The following is a 12,032-nucleotide window of genomic DNA, read 5'->3' on the forward strand; positions in this document are numbered from 1 at the left end:
CGTGGGCGGGCGGGGTGAGAGGTTCGGCGGCGGCCGAGCGCGCAGGTGTCACGACGCCCGCACGCGGCTGCCGGTGTCGGCGGGCAGGAAGTGGTCCGCCGGGAACAGCCCGGCGGGGTCGTGCCTGGCCTTGATCTCGGCGAGCGCCGACCTGGTCTGCGGGGTGAACGCGTCGCGCGCGAGCGCCTCGCCCCCCGGGCCCCCGAGGAAGTTGAGGAACCTGAGCCCGGTCCCCCACGGCGCCATGCGCTCCAGCAGGAGCTCGCCCGCCGGCCGTCCCCCTGCCGTGCCGGCCGGCGGTGTGAGCGCGAGCAGGCTGAAGGCCGCGCCCCGGTGGTCCAGGGCGCGGGGGTGCTCCGGCGTCCGGTTCAGTGCGCCGCCGAGGTGGCGCACCTCCGCCATGGCGATCCCCTCCTCCCCGGAGTCCGGCCCCACGGCCCCGAGCAGGGCGTCCACGGCGCTTTCGTCGAACGAGCGCAGCATGAGCGAACCCTCGTCGTAGGGCAGGGGCCGTGTGGGGTCGTCGTGGACGGAGGCGATCGCGGTGGCGGGGATCGGCCCGACGGTGTCGCGGAGGCACGGAGCCACCTTCCGCAGCGGCCGCAGCAGGGCCTCGCCGGACTCCCCCGTCCCCGTGTGGGCGACGCGCACATGGACGGTGAGCCTGCCGCGCATCGGGGCGGGCACCCCCTCCTCGTCGGGAAGCCTCAGCAGCGCCACCGAGGAGTTCGTCTCCTCGGGGACCCCTGCGACCCACTCCCTCCAGGCGTGCAGGACCTGGGCGGCCCGTTCGCCCGGGAAGTACAGGCCCCCGCCGTGGAGCGAGGCGACCGGGACCAGTCCGACGTCCATCGACGTCACCACCCCGAAGCCGTTCCTGGCGCCGCGCAGTGCCCAGAACAGGTCGGCGTGCCCGTCGGGCCCGACCTGGAGGGAGTGGCCGTCAGCGGTGACCAGCCCGACGCCGCGGACGCGGTCGGCGGCCCACCCGAAGGTGCGGCCCAGGACCGGCAGTCCGCCGCCGAGCGTGTAGCCGACGGCGCCCACGAGCGGTGAGGAGCCGTTGAGAGGTGCCAGACCGAAGCGCGCGGCCCGGTCGATCACCTGCTGCCATCGCGCCCCGGCGCCGACGCTCGCGGTCCGGGTGTGCGGGTCGACGCTCACATGGGCCATCCTGCGGGTGGTGATGAGCAGCCCGCCCTCCACCGGGCGGCCCCCGCCGTGCCCGGTGGCACGCACACTGACCGGAAGGGAGTGGTCGGCGGCGAAGGCGACCGCCGCCCGTACGTCGGCGGGGTCGGCGGCCCCGACGGCCAGCGCGGGGCGCTGTTCGGCGGCCAGGTTGAACCCGGCCCGTTCCAGGTCGTGGTCCCGCTGCCCGGGCAGGCTCACCGGTCCGCGCACGCGGCGGCCGAGGTCCGCCGCGGCGGCGGCGAGGGTCGTGTTCGTCATGGCCCGATCCCACCGGTTCCGGTGCCGTCGAACCAGGCGCGTCCCGCACGTACAGTTATCACCGATCGTGATGGACGGCGGCCGGGACGGGGGCGCGGGTGGAACTGCGGCAGCTGGCCTACTTCGCTGCGGTGGCCGACGAAGGCGGGTTCGCCCGCGCCGCCGAGACGCTCCACGTCGGCCAGCCCGCGGTGAGCCAGCAGATCCGCAGGCTCGAACGCGAACTCGGCCTGCGCCTGTTCGACCGCTCGACCCGCCACGTCCGCCTGACACCAGCGGGCGCGCGGCTGCTGGACGAGGCCCGCGCGGTCCTCGCCTCGACCGAGCGCATTCGCCGGGTCGCCTCCGACCTCGCGGCGACCGCGGCGGCGGCCGGGTCGCTGCGCCTGGGCAGCGGACCGGCGCCGGACGAACACCTCTACCCGGTGCTCGCGGCGCTGGCCGTCCGTGCGCCGGAGCTGAGGGTCGCGATCACGAAGGCCGGGCTCGCGGAGCGGCTCCAGGGGGTGCGCTCGGGCGGGCTCGACGCGGCGCTCGTGCGCGACCTCGAACACGAGCCGGGGCTCACCCTGCTTCCGGCGTGGTCCGACCAGCTGGTCGCCGCGCTCCCGTCCCGGCACCCGCTGGCCGACGTGGACGCGCTCTCGCTGAGGCACCTGGGCGACCTGCCGGTGCGGTTGGCCGACCGGCGGCGCAATCCGCCGTTCCGCCGCCTCGTGGAGCACGCGTTCCACAAGGCGGGGATCGAGCCGCCCGAGGGCCCACCGTTCACACGGCTCCAGGAGACACTCGCGGACATGGCGCACGCGCCGCCGTCGTGGACGCTGTTCTACCGCGTGGGGAACCCGCCGCCCCTACCGGGCATCGCCTACCGACCCCTGGCCGAGGTCCACTCCCGGGTCCGGCTCGCCGTGCCCCCGGGACCCCCGTCACCCGCGGTCCGCCACCTGCTCGCGGTGCTCCCGGAGGATCCGGGCTGAGGTCGCGGCCGGGTGGCGACCCGCACCCGGCGCCCGGTGATCCGGGGCGCCGGATCCGGCCGCGCGGGCCCCGTTGGCTCCCTCGCCCCCCGGAGCTGTAACCTCCGCACGCCGGAGAACCGGCGCACAGCCACCAGAACGGGGAACCTCCCATGACCTACGCCGCCGCCCCCACCCGGTACGACACCATGCCCTACCGGCGGGTCGGGCGCAGCGGGCTGCGCCTGCCCGCCCTCTCGCTCGGTTTGTGGCACAACTTCGGCCACGACCGCGACATCGCGAGGCAGACCGCGATCGTGCTGCGGGCGTTCGACCTGGGCGTGACCCACTTCGACCTCGCCAACAACTACGGGCCGCCGCCCGGCGCCGCCGAGGAGAACTTCGGCCGGATCATCGCCGGCGGCCTGGGGCGGTACCGGGACGAGATCGTCGTCTCCACCAAGGCCGGGTACCTGATGTGGCCCGGCCCCTACGGCGAGTGGGGTTCGCGCAAGAACCTGCTGGCCAGCCTGGACCAGAGCCTGGGCAGGACGGGCCTGGAGTACGTGGACGTGTTCTACTCCCACCGCCCCGACCCGGACACGCCCCTGGAGGAGACCATGGGCGCGCTCGACACGGCGGTGCGCCAGGGCAAGGCCCTGTACGCGGGGGTGTCCAACTACTCCCCCGAGCGGACTCGCGAGGCCGCCGCGATCCTGCGGGACCTGGGCACGCCGATGCTGATCCACCAGCCCTCGTACTCGATGTTCAACCGGTGGGTGGAGGACGGCCTTCTGGACGTGCTGGACGAGGTGGGCGCCGGTTCGATCGCCTACTCGCCGCTGTCGCAGGGGCTGCTCACGGACCGGTACCTGAACGGGGTCCCGGAGGGCTCGCGCGCCGCCGGGGACAGCCCGTTCCTGAACGCCGAGGGGGTCACCGGGGACGTCCTGGAGCGGGTGCGCGCACTCGACGCGATCGCCGGGCGACGGGGCCAGTCCCTGGCGCAGATGGCACTGGCGTGGGTGCTGCGCGGCGAGCGGGTGACCTCGGCGGTGATCGGCGCGAGCAGCGTCGCGCAGCTGGAGGACAACGTGGCCGCGGTCGCCAACCTGCGGTTCGACGCGGACGAGCTCGCCGAGATCGACCGGTACGCCCCCGCCGCCGGCTGAGGGAGCGACGCGTCACATTTCAGATTGATTACGGACAACCCGGGTACTGCGCATCATCGACGCCGTTTCACACCAACGAGGAAGGTGGCGCCCCCGTGAAGAACGTTTTCGTGGTCGGATTGGACGAGCACAACCACGAGATCCTGCGCCGGACCCCCACCGGGCGCGACTGCCGTTTCCACCAGCTGCTGAGCCTGGACGAACTCCAGTCCGGCGAGGTCGACATCGACCTGCTCCTGGCCAAGGCCGAGAAGATCCTCGACGACTTCCCCGGATCCGTCGACGCCATCTGCGGCTACTGGGACTTCCCGGTGACCCTGCTCGTGCCCATCCTGTGCGAGCGCCGCGGACTCCCCTCCGCCTCCCTGGAGTCCGTGGTCAAGTGCGAGCACAAGTACTGGAGCAGGCTGGAGCAGCGCGAGGTCATCGACGAGTACCCCCCCTTCGCCCTGGTCGAACTGAACGACAACCCCCGGCCTCCCGGCACCCCCGACTACCCGATGTGGCTCAAGCCCGTGAAGTCGGCCTCCTCCGAGCTCGCCTTCCACGTGCTCGATGACAAGGACTTCGACGGGGCCGTCGCCGAACTGCGCGAGGGCATCGACCGCATCGGACGCCCCTTCGAGCAGATCCTCGACCGGGTCGACCTCCCCCCGGAGATCGCCGAGGTCGGCGGGCGCACCTGCCTGGCCGAGGGGGCCCTGCACGGCGTGCAGGCCGCCGTCGAGGGCTACGTGTACCGGGGCGAGGTCGTCGTCTACGCCTCCCTCGACTCGGTCGACTACCCCGGCAGCTCGGCCTTCCTGCGCCACCAGTACCCCTCCGGGCTCCCCGAGGAGGTGCGCCGGCGCATGGCCGACGTGGCCGCCCGGGTCATCGGCAGGGTCGGCCTGGACAACACCACGTTCAGCGTCGAGTTCTTCTACGACCCGGTCGAGGACGGCCTCAACCTCCTGGAGGTCAACCCCCGGCACTCCCAGACCCACGCCGAACTGTTCGAGCTGGTGGACGGGATCGCCAACCACGAGCGCATGCTGCTGCTGAGCCTGGGCCGTGACCCCCGGCTGCCCGCCGACGCCCGCGGCGACCACGCCGTGGCCGCGGAGTGGTACCACCGGCGCTTCGGGGACGACGGCGTCCCCGTGCGCGTGCCCACCGAGGAGGAGGTGGCCGAACTGGAGCGCTCCCTGCCCGGCGTGAAGGTCGAGGTCGTGCCCGAGCACGGCGAGCCGCTCTCCGAGATGCGGTCCCAGGACAGCTACAGTTTCGAACTCGCCAAAATCACCATCGGCGCCGCCGACGAGACCGAGATGCGCGCCAAGTACGAGCGCTGCGTCGAGGCGCTGCGGTTCGAGTTCGTGGAAGAGGACAAGGACGTGACACCCCACGGGGCCGACCAGCGCTGAGGAGGACCGTACATGCACGAGGTGAAGTCCCTGCCGCACGCGGTACGCTCCGACGAGCACTTCTGGATCCCCATGTCGGACGGGGTCCGGCTGGCCGCGAGGATGTGGCGCCCCACCTCCTCCGACGCGACCCCGGTGCCCGCGGTCCTGGAGTACATCCCCTACCGCAGGCGTGACCTGACGGCCGTGCGCGACTCCATGCACCACCCCTACATCGCCGGGCACGGCTACGCCTGCGTCCGCGTGGACCTGAGGGGGACGGGCGACTCCGAGGGGGTGCTCGTCGACGAGTACCTCGAACGCGAGCAGCAGGACGCGGAGGAGGTCCTGGCCTGGCTGGCCGACCAGCCCTGGTGCGACGGCAGCACCAGCATGCTGGGCCTGTCCTGGGGCGGGTTCGCCGCACTCCAGGTGGCGGCGCGACAGCCGCCGAGCCTCGGCGCGATCGTGATCAGCTCCTTCACCGACGACCGGTACGGCGACGACTTCCACTACATGGGCGGGTGCCTGCTCTCGGACAACCTGGCGGAGGCCGGGACCATGTTCGCCTTCGGCACCTGCCCGCCCGACCCGGCCGTGGTGGGCGAGCGGTGGCGGCAGATGTGGCGCGAGCGGTTGGAGGCCACCGAGCCCTGGGTCCTGGAGTGGCTGCGGCACCAGCGCCGCGACGACTACTGGACGCACGCGTCGGTGTGCGACGACTACGCGGGCGTGCGCTGCCCCGTCCTGGCCTCCAGCGGCTGGGCCGACGGCTACTCCAACGCCGTCCTGCGCGTCCTGGAGAACCTGGAGGCGCCCAGCCGGGGCCTCATCGGACCCTGGTCCCACCGGTACCCGCACATGGGCGAGCCCGGCCCCGCCATCGGCTACCTCCAGGAGGTCGTGCGCTGGCTGGACCACTGGCTCAAGGGCGTCGACAACGGGGTCGACGCCGGCCCCTCCCTGTGGGCGTGGATGCAGGACAGCGTCCCGCCGTCCACCTCCTACGAGGAGCGCCCCGGCCGGTGGGTGCGCGAGGACGCGTGGCCCTCCCCCGGCATCGACCAGACCGAGCTCCCGCTGGCCCGGTACCGCATCGGGGCGCCCGGGGAGAAGGTCCGCGCGGAGTCGCTGACCCTGCGCTCGCCGCTGACCACCGGGCAGTTCGCCGGCAAGTGGGCGTCGTACAACGCCCCGCCGGACCTGCCCTACGACCAGCGCGAGGAGGACGGCGGCTCCCTGGTCTTCGACAGCGACATCCTCACCGAGGACGTGGAGATCCTCGGCGCCGCCGAGGTGGAACTGGAGCTCTCGGTCACCGAACCCGTGGCCATGGTCGCCGCCCGGCTGTGCGACGTGGCACCCGACGGCAGCGCCACCCGGGTGACCTTCGGCCTGCTCAACCTCACCCACCGGGACGGGCACCAGACCCCGCAGCAGGTCGAGCCGGGCGAGCGCTGCCGGGTGAGGGTCACGCTCAACGGCGTCGCCCAGGTGTTCCCGGCGGGCCACCGCATACGGCTGTCGCTGTCCACCTCGTACTGGCCCCTGGCCTGGCCGCCGCCGCGCCCGGTGCTGATGACCGTGCACCCGGAGGGGAGCGCGCTGCACCTGCCGGTGCGGCCCGTTCCCGAGGACGAGGACCCCGACCCGCGCCCCTTCGGGGACCCCGAGGGGGCACCGCAGATCGCGACCTCGCGGCGGGAGACCCCCGACCACCGCTGGACCGTCCAACGGGACATGGTGGACACCCGGTCGTCCCTGGAGATCGTCAAGGACGGGGGGATCCTGCACTTCGAGGACATCGACCTGGACGTGGGCCGGCGGGCGTACGAGCTCTACGAGTCGGTGGCGGACGACTTCACGTCCGCCCGGGGCAGGTCCACGTGGACGATGAGGTTCGCGCGGGGCGACTGGAGCACCCGTACCGAGACCCACACCTCCCTTGAGTGCACCGAGACGGAGTTCCGGGTATACGCGACCCTGGACGCGTTCGAGGGCGACGAGCGGATCTTCTCCCGGCAGTGGAGCGAGACCATACCCCGGGACCACCTGTGAACCGGGGGTGAAAGGGAAGGCCATGACATCCATAGGACACGGCACGGGGAAGGGCCTCCGGGAGGACCCGCAGGACGCGGGAACACCCGGTACCGGGGGCCGGGGCGGGGAGGCGGACGGGCAGGAAGGGGCCGGGGCGCAAGGGGCCGGAGCCTCCGAAGCGCGAACGGGCGGCCCTGAGGCCGCCGAGACCGCGCGTCTGCTGGCCACGGTCCTGGTCCCCACCCTGGCCCGGGGTGTGATCGCACGGCGCCCCCTGATGGAGGGGCTCGTCTGCGCCGCGGGCGGTGACCGCGCCGGGGCCGCCACCCTCCGCGAACTGCGCGAACGCCACGGCGACGGCCCCCTGCCGCTGCGCCTGGCGGGCAGGGACGCCGCCCTCGTCCTCGCCGCCGAGGACGTGGGGAGGCTGCTGCGGGAGACACCCGAGCCGTTCTCCCCCGGCGGTCAGGAGAAACGCGGCGCCCTCGCGCACTTCCAGCCGCACGGCGTGCTGGTCTCCGAACGCGAGGAGCGGCCCCGGCGGCGCGCCACCAACGAGGCCGCGCTCGTCCCCGGCCACACGATCCACCCGGACGGGGACACGGTCGCGGCCCAGGCCGACGAGGAGGCCCTCGCCCTGGCCGCGGCCCTGGGCGAGGGCGGCGTCCTGGACTGGGCGCGCTTCTCCGCGTCCTTCGACGCCCTGGCCCGGCGCGTGGTCTTCGGACCCTCCGCCGCCGCCGACCGCAGGACCACCGAACTCCTGCGCCGCCTGCGCTCGCGCGCCAACTGGTCGTACGCGGCGCCGGTGCAGCGGTCGGCGCGGACCGAGTTCCTCCAGAGGATGCGCGAGAACGTGGCACGGGCCCAGCCCGGCAGCCTCGCGGCCGGGCTGGGCTCCGAGGAGGGCCTGCGACCGGAGGACCAGGCGGCGCACTGGCTGTTCGCCTTCGACGCGGCCGCCATCGCCGCGTTCCGCTCGCTGGCCCTGCTGACGTCGCTCAGCCCCGGCGCGTACGCCGCCCGGGAGGAGGCGGAGGAACGGGAGGGCCTGGACCTGCCGCTGCTCCGGGCGACCGTGCAGGAGTCGGTGCGGCTGTGGCCGACCACCCTGGTGGTGGTGCGGGAGAGCACACGGGAGACGGTGTGGCGCGATCGGGCCTTCCCCGCCGGAACGGCGTTCCTGGTGGTCAGCTCCTACTTCCACCGGGACTCCGAGCGGTTGTCCTACGCCGACGCGTTCGCGCCGGAGGTCTGGATCGACGGCCGCGCCGAGAGCGACCCGGGGATCGTGCCCTTCAGCTACGGCCCGGCGGGCTGCCCCGGGCGCGACGCCGTCCTGCTGACCGCGTCGCTGTTCCTGAGGACGCTGGTGCGCGGGCACGACCTGGCCCGCGTGGACTCCCGGGGGCCGCTGCCCGCGTCCGGCCTTCCCGCGTCGCTGAACCACTTCGCACTGCGCTTCGCCCTGGACGGGCGCGGCGCCTGAGCCGACGACGAACCCGAACGGGTCCCCCTCCTCACACGGACCCGGGCACGACCGAGACCGAGACCGCCCTGGCACCGGGCCCGGGCGGACCACTGAGGAGGGGCCATGAGCACCGTCGGACAGATCCTGTACACCCACCCGGAGGACCCCGCGGGGGTCGGCGCGAAGATCACCGCGTGCGTCGAGACCTGCGGGGAGTGCGCTCAGGTCTGCACGGTTTGCGCGGACGCCTGCCTGGGCGAGGCGACGGTGGCCGACCTGATCGCCTGCGTCCGCACCGACCTGGACTGCGCGGACATGTGCGCCGTGACCGGCCGCGCGGTCTCCCGCCGGACCGGCGAGGAGGACGACGTCCTGCGGCTCCTGCTGGAGGCCTGCGCGGAGGCGTGCCGCAAGTGCGCCGAGGAGTGCGAGAGGCACGCCGGGGAGCACGAGCACTGCCGCCTGTGCGCGGAGGCGTGCCGCCGCTGCGAGCAGGCGTGCCGGGAGCTCCTGGGCGCCCTGTGAGTCCGGCGCCCCCGTGAACGGGAGGGGGTGCGGTGGACTCGGTGACGCTCGGCCCGCCGGCCGGGGAGGGGCGGGAGAGCGTCGGGAGTACGGGCCACCGGGCCGGTAGCGGCCAGGTACGGGAAGGAGGGGCCGCGCGGACAACGATCCGCGCGGCCCCTCGCCGTGTCAGACGCGGTCGGCGGGGAACCCGCCGGTGGCGACCGGCCCCCAGCGCCTCGGGGTGATCCGGACCAGGGCCTTGCCCTGGCGGCGCATCGCCTCGCGGTACTCGTCCCAGTCGGGGTGCTCACCGGAGATCACCCGAAAGTACTCGACCAGGGGCTCGACGGCCTCCTCGCCGTCGATCACCTCGGCGTCGCCGTCGATCTGGACCCACGGGCCGTTGAAGTCCTCGGACAGGACGACGATGCTCGCCTGCGGGTCGCGCCGGGCGTTGCGCGCCTTGGCGCGCTCGGGGTAGGTGGAGACCACGATGCGGCCCTCGGTGTCGACCCCGCAGGTGACCGGCGAGGCCTGGGGGGTGCCGTCGGACCGTCGGGTGAGGAGGAGCCCCCGGTGGCGGGGGCGCGCGAACTCCAGGAGTCCGTCGAGGTCGACCTTGGTGTTGGTGGCGATCGAAGGGCTCATCTTCTCGCTTTCGCTGCTCAGGGTGTCCGCGTTCCGCTCACGAACCGGGACAGCCTAGCCCTCCCGCCCCGGGGGAGCCAGGCCGTGGCACCCGTGTCCCCGGGTTGGGCCGGGGCGTGCTGGTGCGGAGGCGTGGCCGCGCCGGGCCGGGCGTGCCCCGGGTCAGTCCGGCACCCGCCAGTCCCGGCCCATCCGGTCGACCAGCTCCCCCGCCGCCTTCCGGAGCGGGCTGCCGCGCAGCCACACCAGCTGCACCGGCATGGCCAGCCCGTTCCTGAGGTTCTCGAACTCCATCACGCGCACGGTCCCCTCGGCGACTTTTCCCCGCACCACGGGAAGCGGCAGGTTCGCCCAGCCGACCCCGCGCTCGACCAGGCCGAGCGCGGTCTCCGCAGAGTTGGTGCGCCAGTAGGCGTCCGAGACGACGAGCCGCCGCTCCGTCAGCTCCTGCTCCAGGCTGGACACCGTGATCTGGCGGGCCCCGGCGAGGTCCTCCAGGCGCCGCAGGTCCGCGGGCAGCCCGAAGGTCTCCACGGTCGCGGACGCCACCGCCACGAACGTCTCCTCCCCCACGTTCAGGAACACCTCCTCCCTGTCGTTCCGGGTCCTGGCGAACATCAGCGCCAGGTCCACCGCCCCGGTGTGCAGTAGCTCCCGGACGTCGTCCTGCTGCGCGTCGGCGATCTCGACGGGGAGCAGGGGGTGGCGTGCCGCGACCTCGGCCACCGCGTCCAGTAGGGGTCGACGGTCGACCCCCGCCGCCACCCCCACGGTGAGCGTGCTCTCCAGGTCGTCGGAGAGCTCGATCGCGTGGGCCCGGAGGAGGCGCAGCCTGCTCGCGATCAGCCGGGCGTGTGGGAGCAGGGCGTGCGCCTGTGCGGTGGGCACGGGCTCGCGCCTGGAGCGGTCGAAGAGCGGGTAGCCGAGTTCGGCCTCGATGTTGGCGACCCCCATGCTGACCGCCGAGGGGACCCGGTTGAGCGCGCGTGCGGCGGCCGAGAAGGAGCCGTGGTCGACCACGGCGAGGAAGAGGTCGATGTTGTCGCTGGACAGGGCCACGGTTCTATCAACCTACCTGAAAGAAGCTGACTTTTTTCATCACCTTAGCTGACGTTAACGTCGGACTCTGTTGCATCCGGAAAATCCCGAAAAGAGTGCGAAGTGCAAGGTCTGAAGCGCAAGCTGGTCTACGTAGGCGGCTACGAGGTCATCGGCTTCGCCGTGGGCACAGCCGTGATGACGGCCCTGACCGGCAGCGGCCCGGCGACGACGGCCCCGCTCGCGATCATGATCGCGACGGTGGCGTCACTGTGGAACGTGGCCTTCAACTACCTGTTCGAGGCGTGGGAGCGCCAGCAGGTCAGCCGCGAGCGCACCGTGGGGAGGAGGGTCCTGCACGCGGTCGCCTTCCAGCTGACACTGGTGTGCTTCCTGATCCCGCTCATCGCGTGGTGGCTGGACATCACCCTGCTCCAGGCGCTGCTGCTGGACCTGGTGTTCATCGTCTACATCCCGTTCTACACGTTCGGCTACAACTGGGCCTTCGACAAGGTCTTCGGCCTGCCGTCCTCCGCCATCGCCGATCCGGTGCCCGGGGACGGGGCGGGGGACGGGGCCGGAGTCATGGCGGAGGACGGAGCCGCTGTTGTTGGCGGGGAACCCGTGTCCGAGCGCCCCTGAGGCTCTGCCCGGAGGCCCCATTTCCGCGGGGGCAGGGAGCGGGATCCCAGGATCAGGCAGCGGCCGCCATGAGCGGGTCCATCCCCGCGTGCGCGGGGAGCAGGACCGCCTGTTCGTCTTCACCTCCAGCACCGAGGGTCCATCCCCGCGTGCGCGGGGAGCAGTTCAAGTGGAACCCGGTGGAAGGGTGCCGTGCGGGTCCATCCCCGCGTGCGCGGGGAGCAGACCAAATCCAGGGGGCTAGCAGGAAACGGCATGGGTCCATCCCCGCGTGCGCGGGGAGCAGCGGAAGCCCTCCGCGCGGAGAGCTTCCGCCTCGGGTCCATCCCCGCGTGCGCGGGGAGCAGCACATGCCCACCGCTGAGTACAACGCCCGCTGGGGTCCATCCCCGCGTGCGCGGGGAGCAGTACTCGACGCCCGTCTGCACGTGACCACCCGCGGGTCCATCCCCGCGTGCGCGGGGAGCAGTTCCGGCCCGCCAACTGTGCGGCGGCGGCCAGGGGTCCATCCCCGCGTGCGCGGGGAGCAGCCAGACGACCAAGAGAGCCTGCGCAAGATGATGGGTCCATCCCCGCGTGCGCGGGGAGCAGCGGTACCTGGTCAGCAGCTCGAAAGGCGTCTCGGGTCCATCCCCGCGTGCGCGGGGAGCAGCGGTACCTGGTCAGCAGCTCGAAAGGCGTCTCGGGTCCATCCCCGCGTGCGCGGGGAGCAGCGGTA

General features: G+C 73.1%; 10 protein-coding genes and 1 CRISPR repeat array. Of the genes, 7 read left to right on the top strand and 3 right to left on the bottom strand.

Annotated elements, in window-relative coordinates; translation table 11 throughout:
- Positions 1-48 precede the first annotated feature (48 nt).
- Positions 49-1,452 (bottom strand): FAD-binding oxidoreductase, encoded by a 1,404-nt coding sequence (locus ACFWTE_RS22510; RefSeq protein WP_378781728.1) that lies wholly within the window; start codon positions 1,450-1,452, stop codon positions 49-51.
- A gap of 98 nt (positions 1,453-1,550) precedes the next feature.
- Here ACFWTE_RS22510 and ACFWTE_RS22515 point away from each other — a divergent pair, with 98 nt between their 5' ends.
- From ACFWTE_RS22515 to ACFWTE_RS22540, 6 genes are all read left to right on the top strand, one after another.
- Complete coding sequence (locus tag ACFWTE_RS22515) at positions 1,551-2,432, top strand: LysR family transcriptional regulator (RefSeq protein WP_378781730.1); 882 nt, start codon at positions 1,551-1,553, stop codon at positions 2,430-2,432.
- 152 nt (positions 2,433-2,584) lie between these two features.
- Entirely contained in the window at positions 2,585-3,583 is a 999-nt protein-coding gene (mgrA, locus tag ACFWTE_RS22520) for an L-glyceraldehyde 3-phosphate reductase (protein ID WP_378781731.1), read from the top strand.
- Positions 3,584-3,678: 95 nt separating this feature from the next.
- Positions 3,679-4,989: an acetyl-CoA carboxylase biotin carboxylase subunit family protein gene (locus ACFWTE_RS22525; protein ID WP_378781733.1), complete on the top strand. Its 1,311-nt coding sequence runs from the start codon at positions 3,679-3,681 to the stop codon at positions 4,987-4,989.
- Positions 4,990-5,001: 12 nt separating this feature from the next.
- Positions 5,002-7,026 carry a CocE/NonD family hydrolase gene (locus tag ACFWTE_RS22530; RefSeq protein ID WP_378781734.1) on the top strand — a complete coding sequence of 675 codons (2,025 nt, stop codon included), beginning with the start codon at positions 5,002-5,004 and terminating at the stop codon, positions 7,024-7,026.
- A gap of 22 nt (positions 7,027-7,048) precedes the next feature.
- Entirely contained in the window at positions 7,049-8,497 is a 1,449-nt protein-coding gene (locus ACFWTE_RS22535) for a cytochrome P450 (RefSeq protein ID WP_378781736.1), read from the top strand.
- Between the two features lie 105 nt (positions 8,498-8,602).
- Complete coding sequence (locus tag ACFWTE_RS22540; protein ID WP_378781738.1) at positions 8,603-9,004, top strand: four-helix bundle copper-binding protein; 402 nt, start codon at positions 8,603-8,605, stop codon at positions 9,002-9,004.
- A gap of 168 nt (positions 9,005-9,172) precedes the next feature.
- Here ACFWTE_RS22540 and ACFWTE_RS22545 read toward each other — a convergent pair whose 3' ends face one another.
- Both ACFWTE_RS22545 and ACFWTE_RS22550 read right to left on the bottom strand, forming a co-directional pair.
- Positions 9,173-9,634, bottom strand: coding sequence for a PPOX class F420-dependent oxidoreductase (locus ACFWTE_RS22545; protein WP_378781741.1), 462 nt, complete (start codon positions 9,632-9,634; stop codon positions 9,173-9,175).
- Between the two features lie 162 nt (positions 9,635-9,796).
- Complete coding sequence (locus ACFWTE_RS22550) at positions 9,797-10,693, bottom strand: LysR family transcriptional regulator (protein ID WP_378781743.1); 897 nt, start codon at positions 10,691-10,693, stop codon at positions 9,797-9,799.
- 102 nt (positions 10,694-10,795) lie between these two features.
- Here ACFWTE_RS22550 and ACFWTE_RS22555 point away from each other — a divergent pair, with 102 nt between their 5' ends.
- A complete protein-coding gene (locus tag ACFWTE_RS22555) occupies positions 10,796-11,314 on the top strand; it encodes a PACE efflux transporter (RefSeq protein WP_378781744.1) in 519 nt (172 codons plus the stop codon).
- 13 nt (positions 11,315-11,327) lie between these two features.
- Positions 11,328-12,027: direct repeats of the CRISPR family, unit length 29 nt; unit sequence GGGTCCATCCCCGCGTGCGCGGGGAGCAG.
- Positions 12,028-12,032: the final 5 nt, after the last annotated feature.

The organism is Nocardiopsis sp. NPDC058631, assembly GCF_042716955.1.
GTDB lineage: Bacteria > Actinomycetota > Actinomycetes > Streptosporangiales > Streptosporangiaceae > Nocardiopsis.

What these genes read in the sequence shown, in the direction of transcription:
- ACFWTE_RS22510 (WP_378781728.1), bottom strand. Translation starts at nt 1,452, where the DNA reads ATGACGAACACGACCCTCGCCGCCGCCGCGGCGGACCTCGGCCGCCGC.
- mgrA (WP_378781731.1), top strand. Translation starts at nt 2,585, where the DNA reads ATGACCTACGCCGCCGCCCCCACCCGGTACGACACCATGCCCTACCGG.
- ACFWTE_RS22530 (WP_378781734.1), top strand. Translation starts at nt 5,002, where the DNA reads ATGCACGAGGTGAAGTCCCTGCCGCACGCGGTACGCTCCGACGAGCAC.
- ACFWTE_RS22535 (WP_378781736.1), top strand. Translation starts at nt 7,049, where the DNA reads ATGACATCCATAGGACACGGCACGGGGAAGGGCCTCCGGGAGGACCCG.
- ACFWTE_RS22540 (WP_378781738.1), top strand. Translation starts at nt 8,603, where the DNA reads ATGAGCACCGTCGGACAGATCCTGTACACCCACCCGGAGGACCCCGCG.
- ACFWTE_RS22545 (WP_378781741.1), bottom strand. Translation starts at nt 9,634, where the DNA reads ATGAGCCCTTCGATCGCCACCAACACCAAGGTCGACCTCGACGGACTC.